The organism is Vibrio rotiferianus, assembly GCF_002214395.1.
Taxonomy (GTDB): Bacteria; Pseudomonadota; Gammaproteobacteria; order Enterobacterales; family Vibrionaceae; genus Vibrio; species Vibrio rotiferianus.
Genome location: NZ_CP018311.1, coordinates 1,849,260 through 1,865,605 on the forward strand (window position 1 = coordinate 1,849,260; position 16,346 = coordinate 1,865,605).

Sequence of the window (16,346 nt, forward strand, 5' to 3'; positions counted from 1 at the left end):
AGCGTTACAATCCGTAACGCTCAGCCAATTCTTTTGGATAACCTCGCTCTTGAGTGAGGTTGACAGCGAATCTCTCCACCTCATCTTCACTCCAGCTAACGGTCGCGGGATGTTGTTGCTCTATATTGTCATTAGGTTCAATGCCGAACCAACAGTGTGCCATCTTTTGTGCTGCAAGTAATGTCGATGACGCCTTAACGACTTCTATACGAGCATAGTTTTTATCTTCAAACGTGACGTCAGCCGCTCGTAACACCGGGTCTGTCCCAGGGATTTGCTGTGCACCAAATAATGCCTTCCCACCTTTAACTGCTTCGTGGAATTCCGGAATGAACTGCGCCATGTGCTTTATCGCGTTATCGGTACGTTCATCCAAAATCTCTTGTCGCCAACCATTACGAATTTTCGACAACAAACGAGTTGGTAGTTCAGGCTGTGCCGATGCCGTCGAACTCTCGACTAAACCATCGTCGAACAATGTAATGCCTTTGGTCATGCCGTGTAACTGAAAATACCCATCACCATAAGGCGTTAATTGAGCCATACCTTTATCGGTACCACGAGGACCATGAAAAATAACTTCTGGCCATTGCTGAGAACATTCATTCCAACGTGTAACGTAAGCAGCTTTGAACTCCACAAGTCGATCGCGCTTTACACCAATCGCATCGTCTACTGCCCCCGTTTCAAAGCCACAAGCATTAACCAGGTAATCACAACGCAGAGTTTTTTGCTCATCAGATTGAAGGTAAGTCAGCTCCCAATCAGAACCATTCCAATGAGTTTGCTTAAGTTCTGCTTGCGCAAATACATCAACATTTGGAAGTCGCTCTAGGGTCATATTGGCCACAGCAGCAAGCCTGAATACACTCCACCCATATTCTTGAACGGCAACGACTGGATATTTTAGCGTATCGAGATCTGCATGCTGAGCAAATGGAATACACCATTCATCAATACTTTGAGGTTGTTTAGGTTGAATCTGCTTTGCAAGTTCCAAGAGTGCTTCTTTTGAGTACAACTTATAATACTCTTGAGGCCTCCCTAGCACTTGGTTACGCTCATCTTTCGATACAAGAGTCTGATAAGCTTGCTTAATGATGTCTAAACGCGGTAACAAGACTGCTGGATCACCGCCATCCGAATGTGGAACGGCAATAATAGTTGGACGGATGTTCAATGAGTGAGGATACAGACGAATCGTATCAATAGATTGGGTAAGCAGGTCTAAGCACTGTTGCTCAGATATTTCTCGGTAAAGGTTACCACCCGCGTGTAAGTGACAAATCGGAGGGCCATTAACCAAAGAGACCCCTTTCTCAATCACAGACACTTTAAAACCTAGTTCGGAAAAATGAATGGCAGCAGTAGAGCCTGCTACTCCTCCACCAACAATAGCGATGTGTTTATCTTTACGGCTTGAAAACTCAGACTTCATTGCTTCACTGAAAACTTTATAAGAACAAATCTTTACTTAAGGTGGATTCTACTCGGGTTTGTGAACGATTAAAATCACAAAAAGTTCATGGGTTTGCGTTTGTTAAGGGTTTACGTAAAAAGTTACTTTTGAAAGCAAAAAAATTCCAAAAAAAATGCTTGACGAGATTGTAGAGAACCCCTGTTTTTGCACCTATGTGAATAATATTTTTCCGCTAACACCCATGGCATAAAGCCTGCGGAAATACCCCATATAACTATGACTTCAGTTATCCCAAAAGTTATCCACTGTTTTTGTGGATAACTAAAATAAAACTGTCATGGAGTACTCCCGCAGTCGTTAAATAGAGGCTATTTAAGTGTTTACGGGCGTTAACAATCTTTTCAACAGACTCATGACCACCAGCGCAAGTACAACAAACGTCACAAATGGCAAAGCTATCCACAATTCAGGGTGGATCTGTGCATTAAGTTCAAACCCATAGGTCATTACCGCTGCTACACACGCTTCTGCCGCAAATACGGCAACCCCGCTCGCCACTATCGCCATGATGCCATATTCAGCCCACAGTGTCGTATTGATACGCTTCTTGCTTGATCCTAATGTTCGGTATAGTCGGATCTCTTGTTGACGCTGAGATAGACTCAATCGAAGTAACGTGAATATCAACAACAGTCCCGAAACAACACCTAACAATGCTAGGATCGTTATCGCTGATACAATCTGTTGGATCAATTCTTGAATTTTATTTCCCATCGTACGAATGTCGAGCACAGACACGGTCGGGTGCGCTCGTGACATCGATGTTAACAGCGCTTCGTTATCCTCATTAATTCGATAACTGATCAGGTATGAGCCAGGCAAACTGGCCATGACGTCTGAAGAGAATATGAAATAAAAGTTCGGTTTCATATCCCGCCATTCAACATGACGAATGCTGTCTACTGTCGCATCGAAGTTCTGACTGTTGATAACAAATCGTAATTTGTCGCCCAACTCAATGCCAAGCTCACTGGCAACTTCTGCTTCTACCGATACACTGTCTTTGTTGGTCCACTCTCCAGAAAGAATGTCATTGTACTCTGGCAGAGAATCTCCCCAAGTAAGATTGAGTTCACGACTCACCGCGTCAGAGCCCTGACCTTCTGATTTTAGTTCTCTAACGCTGACGTCATTAATTTCCGATAATCTACCCCGAATGATCGGGAAAGCCTGTGACCGTGTCACGTTGTTATTATCTAATGTTTCCAAATAGCTATCTAACTCATAGTCGGCAATGTTCAAAGCAAAAACATTAGGAGCATCCGCAGGTAGTGTCCTCGCCCAATCGGCAAGAATGTCACTACGAACTAGCCAGATAATTGAAAGCAACATGAGCGAAAGTGATAAGGCACCAAACTGCAAACCACTCGTCACTGGCGTACGGTTAATTCGACTGAGTGCGAGTTTCATCGCTGGGCGAGTTGAGAAGCGAGCAAATAATTTGGTTAATGCAACACTCACCGCAGCAAGTACAACAAACAGTCCCGCGATGCCTGCAAGCACAATCCAAACCAACGTATTGTTTGCGTAAAGAACAAGTAATGGTACAACCGGCACTAGGACCAACCACATTCGTTTCCATGAACGCTTACCTGAACTTTGTTGAAGCACTTCAAGGGCTGGTGTTTTAATCAACCCAAGTAGAGGAATACCCAAAGCAGGCACTGTGATGAGAACCGCAGATACAACTGAAATTAAAATTGGAGTGACACCGTAACTTGGCAGTGGATTAGGTAGCAGATCTTTTAATGGAATTCTCAATAAATATTCCAAGCCGCTACCAAGCAGCAAACCTACGATGCTCGCACTAACCAACAAGATGGTAACTTGAATCAGCAACCATTTTTCAATCCAACGACGACTAGCACCCAGACTCTTCAGCATCGCGATAGTTTGGGTTCGACTGTTTACGTAGCTTTGGCAAGTTAAAACCAACGTTGTCGCCGCCATGATGATGACAATTGCCACGGTCAATGAAAGATACTGAGTCGTGCGCTCAAAAACTTCATTACTTCGGCTTGCCGTATCTTGCGTACGCCAACGATCACTTGGCGAAAGCTCAGTACTGTCTTGCAGTTGTGCTAGTGTCGCATCATCCCCTTTAAGGAATAAGCGATATTGCACTCGACTACCCACCTGAATAGCCCCTGTCTTATCAACGTCACTGTTATGAATGTAAGCAGAAGGCATTTGTTGGAAAGGGTTAAAGCTCAATCCGGGTTCCATTAAGACTGCACCAGAAACGGTGAAATCGGCATCGCCTATTGTGACAATGTCACCCTTGTCTACATCCAACTGCGCCATAATGCGTTCATCTAACCACAGTTGGTTTTCTTTGATATGACCTGACGAGTTGTTGTCGAGCACTAAATCCCCCATCAAAGGGTATTGCTCATCAACCGCGCGAACATTAATGAGCTGCATACCCGAATTACTAAAAGCCATGGTAGCAAATCGTGTCATGGAAGATCGTTGCATCTCATCAGTAGCAGCTAGTAACGTGTCTGGGATTGGATTGGCAGATACAAACACCGCGTCCGCCGTTAAAGCGTCCTTACCTTGCTTAACAATCACTTGCTCCATTCGCTCAGCTAATGCAGAAAGCGCAAAAATACTCGCAATCACTAAAATCAGAGCAACACTGATCGGCCACAGATTGCCTTGACGTATTTCACTTAAGCTCCAGCGCAATAGGCTTTTGTTTGGTGATTGTTTCACATGATTGCTAGCTTGAGTTTGCTCTTGTTCTCTGGAAGAGATCACGGTCATATTGTCTCCTCCTGTAATTCCCCTGCTTCCATTCGATAAACTCGGTCACAACGGCTGGCTAAGTGACTATCGTGCGTTACAAGTATTAAGGTCGTGCCATGTTGTTCATTCAAGTCAAACAGGAGCTCAATAACTTTCTCCGCCGTTTGGTGGTCAAGGTTTCCAGTCGGTTCATCCGCAAATAAGAGTTCTGGCTGAGTCATGAAAGCACGTGCAAGCGCCACACGTTGTTGCTCGCCACCGGATAACTGACTTGGCAAGTGAGTTAGGCGCTGTTCAAGCCCCACGGCAGTGAGCAGCTCTTTCGCTCTTGCATCATTCTCAGCTTCGCCACGTAAAAGACAAGGTAGGGTCACGTTTCTTAACGCATTTAAACTTGGGATTAGAAGGAAACTTTGAAAAACGAAACCCAATGAGTCTGCACGAATTTTGGCACGCGCTTCATCGTCTAATTTTGACAGCTCATGACCGAGCAATGTGATTTCACCTGAGGTTGGTGTATCCAATCCGGCAAGCAATGTCATTAGTGTCGATTTACCTGCCCCAGAGGTGCCTACAATGGCGATCTTTTCCCCTTTTCTAATATCAACATTTACATTTTTAAGGATTGTTAAATGCTCGTGATTAGTAGAGACTTGTTTAGAAACCAAATTAGCTTGAACAATAGGTGCTTTAAGTAAAGGTGTTTGCATGATTCGTATACTTTCCTTAGTTCTCTTTTTCTGTCTTTCCGCGACTACTCAGGCAAGCGAAAAGTTGCTTGTTTTAGGAGACAGCCTAAGTGCTGGTTATCAAATGCCAATCGAGGAGAGCTGGCCCAGCTTACTTCCTGATGCGCTATTAGAACATGGTCAAGATGTAAAAGTTGTAAACGGCAGTATCTCTGGAGACACTACAGGTAATGGCCTTGCTCGTTTACCATCCCTCCTTGAACAACATTCTCCCGATTTAGTCCTCATTGAGCTCGGTGCTAACGACGGTCTTCGTGGTTTTCCACCTAAACTTATTACGTCAAACTTATCGAAAATGATTACCATGATCAAAGATTCTGGTGCGAATGTGATCATGATGCAAATCCGTGTTCCACCCAACTACGGTAAACGCTACAGCGATATGTTCTATGACATTTATCCGAAATTAGCTGAGCACCAACAAGTCACTTTGATGCCATTCTTCTTAGAGCAGATCATCGTAAAACCCGAATGGATGATGGACGATGGCTTGCACCCTAAACCAGAGGCACAACCGTTTATCGCGGACTTCGTTGCCCAAGAATTGGTTAAACATCTCTAATTTTACTGGTCTAGCTCAATAAGTTTTACCAAACTTTACGTTACTCTGAGCGGTATCTTATTCACCAAGGTCAGATAATAACAATGCAAATAGAACCGTTAATTAAAGGTGTTGTCGCTCGCTCTGCACATCCGTATGGGTGCCGAGCTTCTATTAAAGAGCAAATCGATTACGTACAACAAGCACCACAAATCAAAAAAGGCCCCAAACGTGTTTTGATCATCGGTGCTTCTTCCGGTTTCGGTTTAGCAGCCCGCATCGCTCTCACCTTTGGCGGTGCAGAAGCCGACACTATCGGAGTCTCGTTCGAACGAGGCCCTTCTGATAAAGGAGTTGGTAGCGCGGGTTGGTACAACAATATTTACTTCAAAGAAGAAGCCATTCATCACGGCCGTACCGCCATAAATATCGTCGGCGACGCATTTTCCGATACTGTTCGTAGCCAAGTAATTGAAGCTATCGAAACTTACTTTGAGGGTGAAGTCGATTTAGTGATTTATAGCTTAGCAACAGGTATTCGCCCTAAAGCAGGATCTGACGAGTTCTGGCGCAGTGTCATTAAGCCAATTGGCGAGTCCGTCACTGGTGCATCTATCATGCTAGAGAACGACCAGTGGGTTGAATCAACGCTTGAACCAGCAACCGAAGAAGAAGCTGAAGCAACGATTAAAGTTATGGGTGGCGAAGATTGGGAAAGCTGGATCGACGCACTAATCAACTCCGAGTCGGTGGCAGAAGGCTGCAAAACTATTGCGTTCTCTTACATGGGACCAGAAGTAACCCACCCTATCTACCTTGATGGCACTCTGGGTCGCGCAAAAGTCGATCTTCATCAAACCAGCCACGCTCTCAATATCAAGATGGCAAACTTTGGAGGCGGCGCGTACGCAACCGTATGTAAAGCTCTGGTGACCAAGGCTAGTGTTTTTATACCAGCACTAAGCCCTTACCTGCTTGCTCTATACCGAGTGATGAAAGAAAAAGGCACGCATGAACGCTGTATAGAACAAATGCAGCGCCTATTTACGACTAAACTGTATGACCAAGAAAAAGTACCCGTCGATGGTGAGCGTTTGATTCGTATTGATGATCTTGAACTCGATCCTCAGGTACAAGGAGAAGTGTCGCTATTATTAGAGCAAATGAATGCGGAAAACTTCAAAGATCTTGGTGACTACGAAGGCTTTAAAGATGAGTTTATGAAGCTAAATGGCTTTAACTTTGAAGATGTCGACTATTCACAAAGCATTTCTATGAAGACATTGAAGGCGCTAAAACCTTAATTTCTTCAGTCTCACTACTGAGATAGTGCGCAGTATTTCAAAGTCCTGAAACGTTTTCAGGACTTTTTTTTGTTTCAGAACCCGTCACCCCTATACTTATATAAAACAAGTGGTAAAAAGCTAAAACAATAAAAACAACAAAATGTATTTTTCACAGGACGTGAATTTAAGGGAAAGGATGACCTTATGGGAACATTTCAAACACTAGATTATGAAATCCCAAAATCAATGCGAAAGAGTTGGCAAAACATAGTCAATCTTTTAGCTCGCATCGCCGATGTGCCAACGACACTGATAATGCGTGTCCATCCAGAGCACATTGAGGTGAACACTGCCAGCGAAACACCGGGGAACCCATATCGCGTCGGGGATAAAGAAGAGCTTGGGCACGGGTTGTATTGTGAGCATGTCATTGAAAATAAGCGCGAGCTAAACGTACCTAACGCGCTGCTTGATGAGCAATGGCAAGATAACCCAGATATTAAACTAGGAATGATTTCCTATTGTGGCCTACCACTCTATTGGCCAAACGGTGAAACCTTTGGCACCATCTGTATGCTCGACACACAAGAGAATCAATATTCCGACACTTATCGTGAGTTATTAAGCACGTTTAAAGAATCCATTGAAGCGCAACTCGCTGTTGTTTTTCAGCAACACAAACTATTGCGATTGAATAATGAACTTAAACATCGGGTAGAAAACCGGACGACGGACCTTGCCCAACTCAGTTACTCATTGACCAAAGAAATTGACCGCCGCAAAGCCGCTGAGAAGCAAGTGGATTACCAACAAACTCATGATCAAGGGACTGGTTTTTTGAATCGTGGGGCCCTTGAAGCCTTCTTAGATGATACGCTGAGTGCAATGAATCACGACACAGAATCTTTAGTCGTCCTTAACATCGGTTTCAGTAACGCGCGCAGCATTCAGACGAAGTATGGGTTCGAAGCCTTTGACGAAGTGCTTAAAGAGTTTCGCTTCCGTCTTGGCCACAGTGAGTCAAGTTATTTCATTACAGGAAGACCCAGCTCTAACGATTTGGTGATTGTTGTTTCGGGTGAGAACATCGAATCAAAAGTTCAGCACCTATTGGAAGACATTACTCACATTAGTGTCGGTAACTTCTATATCAATGAGAGCGAAGTCCACCTACATTCTTACATTGGCGTAGTTCAGGCAAGTAAAAGTAGTTACGCAAAACAGTTGCTACAGAATGCCTGTTACGCAATGCTGTTATGTAAAGAATCCGGTGAGTCATTCAGTTACTTCTGTGAGAGTCACACTCAAGCCCTCAATAACCATAACCAATTAGAAAGCTATTTACTTCAAGCCGTGCGTAATGACGACCTAATGTTGTACTTCCAACCTAAAGTGCTGCCCCATACGCACAAGTGGATTGGTGCAGAAGCTTTGTTGCGTTGGCGCCACCCAGTGCTCGGAGATGTTTCAAATGAAGCTTTAATCCACATGGCAGAACAAAATGGATTGATATTTGAAGTGGGTGCGTTTGTTCTTCGCACCGCTATCGACAAGGCGAAGCAATGGTCTGAGCTGGTAGACAATTTTAAGATGGCCGTGAACGTCTCTCCAATTCAGCTACAGAATGTTAATTTTGCCGAGCAGATTGAGCACTTGCTGGAAACCTTCCATTTGCCTGCGCACTTCCTCGAGTTGGAAGTCACGGAAAGCGCGCTCATTGCCGACGAAGTTGTCGCACGCAACACATTGAATAAGCTACATAAGCTAGGCGTGACATTGTCACTTGATGATTTTGGTACCGGTTACGCATCGTTCAGTTATTTGAAGAAATACCCTTTCGACGCGATAAAAATCGATAAGAGTTTCGTACAACAAATGGAAAAATCTGACGATGATAGAGCCATCATTTGTTCGATCATTCACATTGCTAAAAAGCTCGAACTTCAAGTGGTCATCGAAGGGATCGAATCCCATCAGCAAGAGCAATTTTTAATTGGAGAAGGTTGTGATATCGGGCAAGGCTTTTTGTATGGTAAACCCATGCCTTGCAATGAATTTGAGCAAAGTTTGTTTAATCAAAACCTATTAGGTGGTCAATACCACTATTCTTCCTAAGCATTTTCTTTACTCTGATAGCGGTGGTTTCTATAATCCCCGCCCGCTTCCAATAAAAAGGCCATTATCTTCATGGATCAGTTGACTGCCACGCTTAAGAAAATCGAAAAGCAGAACTACCGCGCATACCAACAAATCAAAGGTCAGTACGACTTTGGTGATTTCGACTTGTACATCGACTATGTACAAGGTGACCCATATGCTTCTGCTTCTCGCCTACGTGCTACTCGCGCTTGGTCTTTAACCGGTCTTGAATGGCTAAAAGATGAATCTCCGGCATTCCAACGTGCAGCACGCGATTTCATTGCTCGCAGCTTTGATGAGTTTGCAAAACAAGAAAATGCAGTCTCTATTGCACTTAACGGTCAAACGGTTCTAGATAACACAGCTGTGCTCTTTACTGAGGAAGGCATCGAACTTCGTTTTCGAGTAAACCTACCTGCTGAAGGTCGTTCTGTTTTAGGTAAGAAAGCCAATAACATTCTAACCTTCTACTTACCGAAATTCGTTCGTCGTGCAACACTTGCACGTGAACTTAACAAAGAAGCTTTGATTGAACACTGTAAAGTTGTAGAAGACCAAGCCGCTTTGCGCGAGCAATTGGAAGTGAATAACCTTATTGCTTTCGTCGCTAATGGTAGTGTACTTCCTCGTATTGCAGGTAACTGTGATTTACCAATGAAAGACGCAGTGGAGTTCAAAGCCCCAGAGTCACTGCAAGTAACACTGCATGCGCCAAATAAAGGCTATGTGACTGGTTTGGGCATTCCTAAAGGTATTACACTGATTGTCGGTGGTGGCTTCCATGGTAAATCAACGCTATTGAATGCGATTGAGCGCTCTATCTACGATCACATTCCTGGCGATGGCCGTGAGTACATCGTTACTGACGCTAATGCGATGAAGATTCGCGCTGAAGATGGTCGCTGTGTTCATCATTTGGATCTGTCGAACTACATCAACCATTTACCAATGGGTAAAGATACGGCAGATTTCTCTACACAAGACGCTTCAGGTTCAACCTCTCAAGCCGCTTGGCTGCAAGAGTCTATTGAAGCAGGCGCAAGTTCACTGCTTATCGATGAAGATACCTCAGCAACCAACTTTATGATTCGTGATGAACGTATGCAGGCGTTGGTCGCTAAAGGCGATGAACCTATTACACCGCTTGTTGACCGAATTGGCCAACTGCGCGATGAGCTCGAAATTTCAACTATCATCGTTATGGGCGGTTCTGGTGATTATCTAGACGTTGCTGACACGGTAATCCAAATGCACGATTACCAAGCCGTAGATGTGACAGAAAAAGCAAAACAAGTCATTGCGCAGCACCCTACTCAGCGTCATAACGAATCTGAAGAAAGCTTACAAATGTTCCGCCCTCGTGCGTTAAACCGCGTCGCACTGATGAACATTTTGACCGACGGTAAGTTCCGTGTGAGTGCAAAAGGTAAAGACTCTCTTCGTTTCGGTAAAGAGTTCACTGACCTAAGTGCTCTCGAGCAACTTGAGTCGGCTGATGAAGTAAATACAATTGGTTGGCTATGGTTCCAAATCGCACAGCTGCCAGGTTGGTGTAACCACCCAGCAAAAGAAATCGAAGAGATGCTGTCTGGTGAGTGGTACGCTACGCTACCAAAACAAGGTGATCTAGCGAAGCCACGTACTCTTGATGTGATGGCTGCGCTAAACCGCATGCGTAAGTCTCAGTTCAAACCTTCTCGTTAATATTGAGCAACACGAATAGCAAAAGGCAGCGATAGAACGCTGCCTTTTTTGTTTGAAGTAGATTGGGGAGTATCACAAATAAGCTCAACTTGTTACGTCGTAACATGAAGCCTATCACCCGTTACGTAAAACATTCCATGCATCGCATAAAACCCGAAAGCGCTCTGAATCCCCATTGTCTCTGTCTGGATGCCAACGTAGTGCGAGTTTACGCCACTGCTTTCGGATTTCTGCTTTAGTAGCATCTGCACTTAACTCAAATAAACTCAGCGCCTTGGCGCGGTCTAAATCAGAAGATGAGTTTCCACCTATATAACGTTGGTATCGACTCCAGAATTCATTAAGCAGCCTACGTACCTCACCTTCATTAGCTTCGTAGTTTTTCCAATCAAGGTAATACTCTCTGAGAGGATCATTGGTATCAATACTGTGACGAGAGGCTTCAATGGCCGACATCAGGACAATATTCATTGCTTCAACTTGCAGCCAGCCGTCGGGGTATAACGTTTCTTGTAGCTGATAAAGCGCGTTCATCAGTAAGAAGTTACGTTTAAACAAGTCTTTGTCTGGAGATGAATCCAATTGAGGAATGTAACTGCGCTCACTAAGTTCCTGTGCTAGTGTATGGACCTTCCAGTCCGAAGGTTGCTTTTTGAGAATTTCTAGAATGGGCCATAACAATGGGTTTTCCATGTATTGCTGGCTGTTTTGGCAAACGTTACATTGCTCGTCCATGAATCCCCTAACCGTTTTAAGTACCTGTTATTAAAGCTAGTCAATTTGTACCATAAATACAAAAAGGCTGACAGTAATATACTGTCAGCCTTTTGAAGCAAGATCTCGTTAGGTTAAATAACGCCTAGCTCTCGTAAACGTTCCATCAGGTAACTGTGCGCAGTGTAACGCTCAGAAAGAACTGTATCTGGTTTAGGGTGGAGGAATAACGGCAGAGAAATACGAGAATTCTCTTGGCGGCCACCAGTTGGGTTGATCACGCGATGCGTCGTTGATGGGAAGTAACCACCCGACGCCTCTTGCAGCATGTCACCGATGTTAATGATCAGATTACCAAAGTCACATGGCACGTCTAACCAGTCACCTTCTTTACTCATTACCTGTAAGCCCGGCTCATTTGCAGCAGGCAAAACCGTTAATAAGTTAATATCTTCGTGCGCTGCTGCGCGGATAGCGCCTGGCTCTTCTTCACCTGTCATTGGTGGGTAATGCAACACACGTAGAAGCGTCTTGTCACTGTTGTTGATCATTTCAGACAGTGCAATAGAAAACTTCTCTTGCACCTCTTTTGGTGCGTATTCTTCTACCCAACCAAGCAGCTCTTGAGCAAATGCATTTGCACGCTCATAGTACTCTAAGATTTCTTCTTTTAATTGCTCAGGCATCTGACCCCAAGGGTACACATGGAAGTACTCTTTGATGTCTTTTACGGAATGACCTTTAGCGACTTCAGAAACTGATGGAGGAAAATATCCGTCTTGTGTTTCAACATTGAAGTGGAAATCGTTCTTTTGCTCTGAGCAAAAAAACTCGTACCAATTTTTGTAAATAGACTCAACTAGCTCTTGAGGGATTGGGTGGTTTTTAAGTACACCAAAGCCCGTTTCGCGCAGTGAGGTGACGAACTGTTGAGCAGCGTCGTCAGCAAGATAATCGACAGTTTCCAGTTTCATGACTTAACTTCTTTTTTATTAGACTGAACGGTGAATTCTATGGATGGGCATGTTGTAAATCAAACTTTAATGAAATGTTTACGCGCAAACGTTTTATTGTTGAGCAGTTTGCCAATATATCAACATAAAAAGTAATCATCTCGCTGTTAAAATTATTAATTGCACACTGTACAATTAAGTGTAATCATAGACTCAGTATTCAATTGAAGGATCAATTTCTGTATGAAAAGTACTTCCACCCTGTTGGGTTTGACCATTTTCTACGCTATCGTTTTCTTGTTCTCAGCCCTAGAACCAAGCTCTCGCGCGGTTTGGTTTGCGGAAATCGTTCCAGCCATCGGTATACTTATCGCTATTTGGGCTCTTTCTATCCGTTACCAGTTTAGTAACACCGCTTATGTGCTGATGTTTATTTGGCTTTGCCTTCACACGGTTGGTGCCAAATATACCTTCGCGGAAGTTCCATTCGATTGGTTTAATAACTTGATTGGCTCTGAGCGTAATAACTTCGACCGTGTTGCTCACTTTTCGATTGGCCTGTACGCCTATCCTATTGCTGAGTATCTGATTAATAAGAAAAAAATCAGCGCTAGTTTTGCATCTTGGTTTGCGTTGTTTGCGATTATGTCACTCGCAGCTGGCTACGAAATCATTGAGTGGTGGTATGCAGCAATCGCTGGTGGTGATGAGGGTATTGCCTTCCTAGGATCACAAGGTGATATTTGGGATGCCCAGAAAGACATGCTGTGTGACACAATGGGTGCAATAGTGTCACTGTTTTTACTGACAACTCAACGTCGATTGGCGAAGCCATTCTAGATAAGGGTTAAAGCCTTCTACTATTGGAACCTGTACGATTTGAGCTACTTCATATTCGTGCAGGTCTTTTATTTTGTCCTCAACTAACGCGTAAAGATCTTTTCGCGTCTTGATGATCAACAACCATTCGTTGTCGCTGCACACCTCACCTTTCCAAACGTAGTGACTTTCAATCTCCATGGTCTGAATGCACGCAGCAAGCTGCCCTCCTAACAAACCTTTAATGATTTCGTCTCGATTCTGTTCTGAACCAGCAGTGCTCAGTACCATACAGTATTCATGTTGTTCGCTCATAACTGACTCTTATTTCATCGTTACCTTGCCACCAATCATTTTGTAGGCAGGTGTTCCTCTTACTAACGTATCTCTTGCAAACTCTTGTTCACAACCTGGGCAAATGCAAGGCGTATTAGTGAAGTCTTCAACAATGCGTTCTTTGAAGCATTTCACCAGCGCGCCTTTGCCACCTTTACGATATTTAAACAACTGTGTTTTACATTTTGCGCAATATATCTCAACCGTCTTAGTTGGTTGCTTTTTATTTGGTTTCGCCATCTTTCTCTATTTTTGGTTTTACCCATACGTTGCTGAAATCAAACCATCCAAGGGCATTACACTTGGCGTTTTGTAGCGCACCACTGTGATCTTTATTTACCCCTAGCCAACAGTGAAACATAGGAATAACTTGGCAACTCTTCACGAGTTGTCTACCTAACTCACGAGCTGGAAAATCACTGTGTTGACCAGCACGCCATTGGTCCACCAGCCCCGCCCAGCGGGAGAAATCGTAACCAGCACTAAACTTGTCGATGTCGCTATAATCCAACAACCAACCTGCTAAAGCATCGTTACGGTTAGTCGCAATACCCATAGCTTTAATCCAAACATCCACTGCCTCTGGTGAAGGTGGCTGCGTATCATATCGGATGAACTCAACCTCAACCCCATATGGTTTAAGTAAGGTTTTGATTGCTTTTGCAATAACAGGGAACATCGGGTGTTTCTTTTGGTAGGCCACGCAAATGGCTTTGTCTTTTTGAGGTACCTCGCCCATTGAAGTTGGTCTGAGATCAATCCATCCTGGTTTCAGACCAAAGGCTTGAAGTACCCCCAACTCGATGACTTTGTCTTGAGGCACATGAGCGTATACTTGGTAACTGTTTAACGTTTGGCTTAGAAATTCAGCCCAACGCGGATCTTTAGCGATACCTGTGTTTTTATTCAGTAGTAAGAAAGTACACCCAGGATCGAGCTCGACTTCGTCGGTAGAAGCTTGTTTATCCATTTGCGGCTTGGTTAAGCTTGGGTACACCATCGACGAATACGCTTCATCGATGACCCACACCTCCACTTGGTCAAGTAACGGACGTAGTCCAAAATAGCCATCGAACGCCGTTAGGATTAAACGCTTGTCATCGTTTACTTTCACTTGAAATGGCCCGGTGCCCACGGGTTTTCTATCAAACTCCTCTGAACGAAGGGTTTTGGATAACAGCACTTTCGCCTGTGATTCGCTCAGCGCGAGCGGCAAGTACTTATCTGGGCGAACCAGATGGATATCCACCGTCCAAGGCTCAGGTGAAACCACTTTTTCGATATGAGAGAAAAGGTTCAGTTCACTTAATGCACTGATGCTTTCAATGACGCAGTCAGTAGAGAGCAATTCACCATTATGAAAACGTACACCACGGCGGAGATAAAAACGCCAGTGAGTATCAGACAGCGCCTCCCAATAATGCGCTAAGTCTGGTTGAAGTTGTTCGTTGTCATCGAGCTTGGTTAAACCACTGAATACCTGGCGGGCAATATGCTGCTCAGACCGACGCATCGGCTTTTGCGGATTTAACATAGAGAGTGGTCGGTAATACGGCAAACGTACCACTTGCTCGCCTTGACGATGTTGGAGGCCAAGGTAACCTTGAATAACTTGGGTAAGCTTGGCAGCGTCATTATCTAACGCTTCCAACGCTTGACCAATTTTGCCTTCATCTAAGTAACGGCGTGCAAGGTTCTCGCTAACATCACTGCGATTACGTTTAAAAATGAGTGTAGATAGCTTGCCTCGACCAGCGGCAGGATGCCACTCAATCCACCCTTCTTCCTCTAATTTATTGAGGACGATTCGAGCATTTCGGCGAGTACAGAAAAGCGCGTCGGTAATGTCTTCGAGTTGAACTTCCGTGTCATTACCAGAGAATTTTTCAAACAGTGTTTCGAACTGAACACGTAAACGAGGGCTACTCATAAAGAGGAAATTTTAGTTTTCATAACGATAAACTAAGTTTCCTCATTTTTTGCAAAAAGTGCAAACTCAGACGTGCAAATTATTGAATGTCGATGCCAATTTCTTGCGCCAGTTGGCGTAATTGATCTTCATCGTCGAGTTTGATCGACCATTTACTTTCCGCTCCATGTGCCAATACAACGTTTGCACCGCGACCAAGTAATTGAATAGCATCGGTTTGAGCTTGCATTGTAACCATTCCATTACCGCTCAGTTTAATGACGATTTCTCGCTGCGTTGCGATAATTTTTCCAAGAGAAAATTCTATAACCATCTTCGCTGTCTTCTCTCTTACACTGACTTTTCTTTCTGGTGTTTAACAGCAATTGTTAATCTACTGGTGCAGACTAATCGACCACGTTCATCGGTGATTTCAATTTGCCATACCTGAGTTGAAACACCAAGATGGACGGGCTTTGCAGTACCAATGACATGTCCACTCCGCATAGCTCGAACATGGTTTGCATTGATGTCTAAACCAACACAGTAACTGCCCTCACCTACGCTAAAGTTTGCGGCAAGCGAACCTAACGTTTCAGCTAATACTACAGACGCACCACCGTGAAGCATGCCAAGAGGCTGATGAGTAAAACTACAAACAGGCATAGTCGCAGTAAGCGAGTCATCCGTAAAATCGGTATAGATGATTTGTAGGTGCTCCATCATAGTATTTTTTGACGTTGCGTTAAGAATGTCCAGGTCGATCGGCTTTTTCCAAATACTCATTCGTTTGCTCTTGTTTCACCCAGTATTGCACCGGTTGATGTTTCTTTTAAAAGTGCGTCTAGCATAGTCCTGAACGCATCCTGACTTCAAGACGAAACACAACTCTAAATGTAATCCACATAATGACTTAACGTTTCTTCACTAAGCGTTATACTATTGCTTCAAAACAAAAAATATTT

General features: G+C 44.0%; 15 protein-coding genes. 5 read left to right on the plus strand and 10 right to left on the minus strand.

The window, feature by feature from the left end; translation table 11 throughout:
* Positions 1 to 4: 4 nt before the first annotated feature.
* From BSZ04_RS08545 to BSZ04_RS08555, 3 genes are all read right to left on the minus strand, one after another.
* A complete protein-coding gene (locus BSZ04_RS08545; protein WP_088880170.1) occupies positions 5 to 1,438 on the minus strand; it encodes an FAD-dependent oxidoreductase in 1,434 nt (477 codons plus the stop codon).
* A gap of 354 nt (positions 1,439 to 1,792) precedes the next feature.
* Positions 1,793 to 4,249 carry an ABC transporter permease gene (locus BSZ04_RS08550; protein WP_162531038.1) on the minus strand — a complete coding sequence of 819 codons (2,457 nt, stop codon included), beginning with the start codon at positions 4,247 to 4,249 and terminating at the stop codon, positions 1,793 to 1,795.
* Complete coding sequence (locus tag BSZ04_RS08555; protein ID WP_010451815.1) at positions 4,246 to 4,941, minus strand: ABC transporter ATP-binding protein; 696 nt, start codon at positions 4,939 to 4,941, stop codon at positions 4,246 to 4,248. The genes BSZ04_RS08550 and BSZ04_RS08555 overlap by 4 nt, the downstream gene beginning before the upstream one ends.
* Between BSZ04_RS08555 and tesA the strand changes: the two genes are divergently transcribed.
* From tesA to BSZ04_RS08575, 4 genes are all read left to right on the plus strand, one after another.
* On the plus strand, positions 4,940 to 5,542 hold the full coding sequence (gene tesA / locus BSZ04_RS08560; RefSeq protein WP_010451818.1) for a multifunctional acyl-CoA thioesterase I/protease I/lysophospholipase L1: 603 nt from the start codon (positions 4,940 to 4,942) through the stop codon (positions 5,540 to 5,542). The genes BSZ04_RS08555 and tesA overlap by 2 nt on opposite strands.
* 83 nt (positions 5,543 to 5,625) lie before the next feature.
* A complete protein-coding gene (fabV, locus tag BSZ04_RS08565) occupies positions 5,626 to 6,825 on the plus strand; it encodes an enoyl-ACP reductase FabV (RefSeq protein ID WP_088880171.1) in 1,200 nt (399 codons plus the stop codon).
* A 186-nt stretch (positions 6,826 to 7,011) separates the two neighbouring features.
* Positions 7,012 to 8,922, plus strand: coding sequence for a bifunctional diguanylate cyclase/phosphodiesterase (locus tag BSZ04_RS08570; protein WP_088880172.1), 1,911 nt, complete (start codon positions 7,012 to 7,014; stop codon positions 8,920 to 8,922).
* Positions 8,923 to 8,994: 72 nt separating this feature from the next.
* A complete protein-coding gene (locus BSZ04_RS08575; protein WP_088880173.1) occupies positions 8,995 to 10,650 on the plus strand; it encodes an ABC-ATPase domain-containing protein in 1,656 nt (551 codons plus the stop codon).
* Positions 10,651 to 10,764: 114 nt separating this feature from the next.
* Here the strand turns inward: BSZ04_RS08575 and BSZ04_RS08580 are convergent, their stop codons facing one another.
* Together BSZ04_RS08580 and BSZ04_RS08585 are read right to left on the minus strand one after the other, a co-directional pair.
* Positions 10,765 to 11,385, minus strand: coding sequence for a DNA-J related domain-containing protein (locus BSZ04_RS08580; RefSeq protein ID WP_088880174.1), 621 nt, complete (start codon positions 11,383 to 11,385; stop codon positions 10,765 to 10,767).
* Positions 11,386 to 11,498: 113 nt separating this feature from the next.
* Complete coding sequence (locus BSZ04_RS08585; RefSeq protein WP_010451829.1) at positions 11,499 to 12,338, minus strand: isopenicillin N synthase family dioxygenase; 840 nt, start codon at positions 12,336 to 12,338, stop codon at positions 11,499 to 11,501.
* A 222-nt stretch (positions 12,339 to 12,560) separates the two neighbouring features.
* On the opposite strand from BSZ04_RS08585, the gene BSZ04_RS08590 reads away from it, so the two are divergent.
* On the plus strand, positions 12,561 to 13,157 hold the full coding sequence (locus BSZ04_RS08590; protein WP_088880175.1) for a DUF2238 domain-containing protein: 597 nt from the start codon (positions 12,561 to 12,563) through the stop codon (positions 13,155 to 13,157).
* On the opposite strand, the gene cutA is transcribed toward BSZ04_RS08590, so the two are convergent.
* The 5 genes from cutA to BSZ04_RS08615 all read right to left on the minus strand — a co-directional run bounded on the left by cutA (position 13,119) and on the right by BSZ04_RS08615 (position 16,167).
* Positions 13,119 to 13,451 carry a divalent-cation tolerance protein CutA gene (cutA, locus tag BSZ04_RS08595; RefSeq protein ID WP_010451834.1) on the minus strand — a complete coding sequence of 111 codons (333 nt, stop codon included), beginning with the start codon at positions 13,449 to 13,451 and terminating at the stop codon, positions 13,119 to 13,121. The genes BSZ04_RS08590 and cutA overlap by 39 nt on opposite strands.
* A 9-nt stretch (positions 13,452 to 13,460) precedes the next feature.
* A complete protein-coding gene (locus BSZ04_RS08600) occupies positions 13,461 to 13,712 on the minus strand; it encodes a hypothetical protein (protein WP_010451836.1) in 252 nt (83 codons plus the stop codon).
* A complete protein-coding gene (locus BSZ04_RS08605) occupies positions 13,696 to 15,402 on the minus strand; it encodes an SgrR family transcriptional regulator (protein ID WP_010451838.1) in 1,707 nt (568 codons plus the stop codon). Before BSZ04_RS08605 ends, BSZ04_RS08600 begins: the two co-directional genes overlap by 17 nt.
* 79 nt (positions 15,403 to 15,481) lie before the next feature.
* Entirely contained in the window at positions 15,482 to 15,715 is a 234-nt protein-coding gene (locus BSZ04_RS08610; protein ID WP_010451840.1) for a DUF3389 domain-containing protein, read from the minus strand.
* A 17-nt stretch (positions 15,716 to 15,732) separates the two neighbouring features.
* Positions 15,733 to 16,167: a hotdog fold thioesterase gene (locus BSZ04_RS08615; RefSeq protein ID WP_038883062.1), complete on the minus strand. Its 435-nt coding sequence runs from the start codon at positions 16,165 to 16,167 to the stop codon at positions 15,733 to 15,735.
* Positions 16,168 to 16,346: the final 179 nt, after the last annotated feature.

Excerpts from the sequence above, each read along its gene's own strand:
- cutA (WP_010451834.1), bottom strand. The coding sequence starts at position 13,451 with ATGAGCGAACAACATGAATACTGTATGGTACTGAGCACTGCTGGTTCA.
- BSZ04_RS08615 (WP_038883062.1), bottom strand. The coding sequence starts at position 16,167 with ATGAGTATTTGGAAAAAGCCGATCGACCTGGACATTCTTAACGCAACG.
- BSZ04_RS08570 (WP_088880172.1), top strand. The coding sequence starts at position 7,012 with ATGGGAACATTTCAAACACTAGATTATGAAATCCCAAAATCAATGCGA.
- BSZ04_RS08590 (WP_088880175.1), top strand. The coding sequence starts at position 12,561 with ATGAAAAGTACTTCCACCCTGTTGGGTTTGACCATTTTCTACGCTATC.
- tesA (WP_010451818.1), top strand. The coding sequence starts at position 4,940 with ATGATTCGTATACTTTCCTTAGTTCTCTTTTTCTGTCTTTCCGCGACT.
- BSZ04_RS08610 (WP_010451840.1), bottom strand. The coding sequence starts at position 15,715 with ATGGTTATAGAATTTTCTCTTGGAAAAATTATCGCAACGCAGCGAGAA.
- fabV (WP_088880171.1), top strand. The coding sequence starts at position 5,626 with ATGCAAATAGAACCGTTAATTAAAGGTGTTGTCGCTCGCTCTGCACAT.
- BSZ04_RS08575 (WP_088880173.1), top strand. The coding sequence starts at position 8,995 with ATGGATCAGTTGACTGCCACGCTTAAGAAAATCGAAAAGCAGAACTAC.
- BSZ04_RS08550 (WP_162531038.1), bottom strand. The coding sequence starts at position 4,249 with ATGACCGTGATCTCTTCCAGAGAACAAGAGCAAACTCAAGCTAGCAAT.
- BSZ04_RS08580 (WP_088880174.1), bottom strand. The coding sequence starts at position 11,385 with ATGGACGAGCAATGTAACGTTTGCCAAAACAGCCAGCAATACATGGAA.
- BSZ04_RS08585 (WP_010451829.1), bottom strand. The coding sequence starts at position 12,338 with ATGAAACTGGAAACTGTCGATTATCTTGCTGACGACGCTGCTCAACAG.
- BSZ04_RS08600 (WP_010451836.1), bottom strand. The coding sequence starts at position 13,712 with ATGGCGAAACCAAATAAAAAGCAACCAACTAAGACGGTTGAGATATAT.
- BSZ04_RS08605 (WP_010451838.1), bottom strand. The coding sequence starts at position 15,402 with ATGAGTAGCCCTCGTTTACGTGTTCAGTTCGAAACACTGTTTGAAAAA.
- BSZ04_RS08555 (WP_010451815.1), bottom strand. The coding sequence starts at position 4,941 with ATGCAAACACCTTTACTTAAAGCACCTATTGTTCAAGCTAATTTGGTT.
- BSZ04_RS08545 (WP_088880170.1), bottom strand. The coding sequence starts at position 1,438 with ATGAAGTCTGAGTTTTCAAGCCGTAAAGATAAACACATCGCTATTGTT.